We start from the raw sequence: 2,471 nt of genomic DNA, 5'->3' as shown, positions 1-2,471 counted from the left end.
CCCCCCCCCCCCCCCCCCCCCCCCCCCCCCCCCCCCCCCCCCCCCCCCCTTTTTAGTTGGCATCGTCGGCAGCGTCAGATGTGTATAAGAGACAGGAACAGCTGATTACAGAAAGCTCATTATTGATAGTTGATATCAATAGTTGCCGTTGCATTTGCAGTTCCACTGCTGGAACTCTGCGCATTTGCTGTCCTGTAATAGTTAGCCGTGAACCGAATAACATCTGAGGTCACACTACCCACAGCATCACCTACGGCAAGTGCAGACGAGGTGTTTGCTACACCAAATTTAACGGGTTGGTATTGCCCACCAGACGGCCCAAAAGGTAATGATTTAAGCTGAAGTGCAAACCCTTTTGCCACATTACTGCCACTGAATGCAATCAAGCCAAGCGTATTACTAGGATCATTGATGGTATCAGCCTGACCGGCATTAACTCGATAAGTGACTGCGGTTTTCGGCAAGCAACGCAGGCCAATTTGGAATGATACCGGTGTCGTGGTCGCCCCCACATTCTGACTGGAAAATTCAGAGGAAATCCGGTTACCCATATTTACTGTTTTAAACAGATCGCTGGAAACAATGCCGCAGGTACGGACCGAAAAATTCACATGGTCAACATATAAGTTAAAATAAAAGTCATCATAAGCGGTTTTATCCGAACTGGTATAATTAACCATCCGAAATCGCATATAGTGCAGGAGACCACCTGTTCCCCAAGTAAACGAACCGGCTACGGCGTTAGCCGTTTGATACCCCTGAAAACCCACATTCTGGATCCCAAAATCCTGCATACGGATCACCACCGGGTTGGTAGGTGTTGCGTTGGCAGCCAGGATAAAAGGTGCACCCAGAGTATTAGTACCTGCGGCACCGGTAAACCAGACCTTATCCCCGGCCGGGCTGTTGTACCACATTTCTGCAGAATAGTAATAGTTGCCACTACCATAGGCGGTGGTCTGCTGCATATTCGGATAACCCTTATTGGTAAACCGGGTATCTGGAATCAAGTGTGTTTGTAACACCGGAGTGACCTGCACGGGTGCTGTACAGGTCAAGCTCCATGCAGCACTGCCGCTGTTCGATGATGGCGTGGCATAAGTGCTATTCATCGGGGCGGGGTATTTACCATCATTCACGGCGACTATACCGTTTGCCGAGGGCACCTCTACGTAGGGGCTCAGTACTGGAATGCCAGGGGTATAGACACAGGCTCTTACGGCCAGGGCCTGCTGGGGTAACAAGCCAGACAATAAGGTGATAAGCAATACTCTCACTGCCCGTTCATTACGTATGATTTTTAATAAAAATAGTTTCATCTTTGTTCTCTGGCCACTTATTTCATGGGGGTACATGGCAGGGATAATTGGCGCATCCCATGGTTTTTGTCAGTCGCTTTCTCTTTGGCAAAATGATAGCGAATACGGCACTGGCCGGTTAAATCGGAGCGCCAAGAGACAAGCAGCAGGCCATCATCATTCAAGCCACTGGCATACAGTACGCCACCCTGACCAACCATACCGACATTATTTCCCTTCTCATCCACAACCATTGCTCCCATAGGTAAAGGTTCACCATCAGGTGTCGTACTTTCGATGAACGCCTTATTTCCTGAACGGGTATCGAATTTAACTTTGACGATTGCGCCACTGTAGGGCACAACTTTGCTACCACTGCTTAAAAGCTCTGTATTTTCAGGCATGCCTTGTGGATCGATATTAATAGTGTTATTGCGATAAGCACTGAGATAAGGCACAATCGCATAACCGAAACGGTCAATAGTGACGCCTGAAATATTTTCCACTCTGGCACCTGCGGCATCTTTTGCCTCTACCAACGCCATGGCATCTGCAGCATATTGCCCCAAAGTCAGCCCACCTGAATGAACAACCGCAGAGCCGGACATCCCCAAGGCATATTGCCGGAAATTTTTTCCCTGGCTGGCTGACACTGATGCCTGACCCATGGAGTGATTTTTAGCCATATTGCCAGACACAGAGCTCTGATTGTGGGAATCAGTACTGCCTGACATTCCATAAGACAGAGAGTTATCCTGCCCCAGTGAGCCATTAAGACCCAGCGTGGTTTGCGACAAGCCTTCGCTATTAGTGTTAAGGCTGGTGGTAACACTATGATATCCATAACGTTCACCCCCAAAGGGGATACTTAATGTCAGCATATATTGATTTTCGCTTTCGCCTGAATTATTGCTTACTCGCGAAATAGAAGTGCCAACATTAATATTCTTAACTAAAAATGAATATCCTGCCTGATAATTGCTCGATGAGCCTGACCTATCCCAATAGGATAGGATAGAACCAGAAATAAACAGACTACCGTAATCTAAAACTTGTTGACTGATTGCCAGTTCAAAGCGCCCTTTCTGGCGCAGAACATGACCTGTCTCTTATACACATCTGACGCTGCCGACGATGCCAACTGGGTGTAGATATCGGGGGTCGCGGGATGAG

At 48.2% G+C, this 2,471-nt stretch carries 2 protein-coding genes; both read right to left on the bottom strand.

The window, feature by feature from the left end; genetic code table 11:
* Window positions 1–119: 119 nt before the first annotated feature.
* Window positions 120–1,319: a fimbrial protein gene (locus JHD74_RS25595; protein WP_199063856.1), complete on the bottom strand. Its 1,200-nt coding sequence runs from the start codon at window positions 1,317–1,319 to the stop codon at window positions 120–122.
* 17 nt (window positions 1,320–1,336) lie between these two features.
* The gene (locus tag JHD74_RS25590) at window positions 1,337–2,392 is read right to left on the bottom strand and encodes a fimbria/pilus outer membrane usher protein (protein WP_255519195.1); all 1,056 of its coding nucleotides are present in this window, start codon (window positions 2,390–2,392) and stop codon (window positions 1,337–1,339) included.
* Window positions 2,393–2,471 lie beyond the last annotated feature (79 nt).

Origin of the sequence: Serratia sp. ASV30, assembly GCF_016428815.1 — a bacterium.
In the GTDB taxonomy this organism is placed as follows: domain Bacteria; phylum Pseudomonadota; class Gammaproteobacteria; order Enterobacterales; family Enterobacteriaceae; genus Chania; species Chania fonticola_C.
This window is presented reverse-complemented; position numbering and strand designations above follow the sequence as displayed.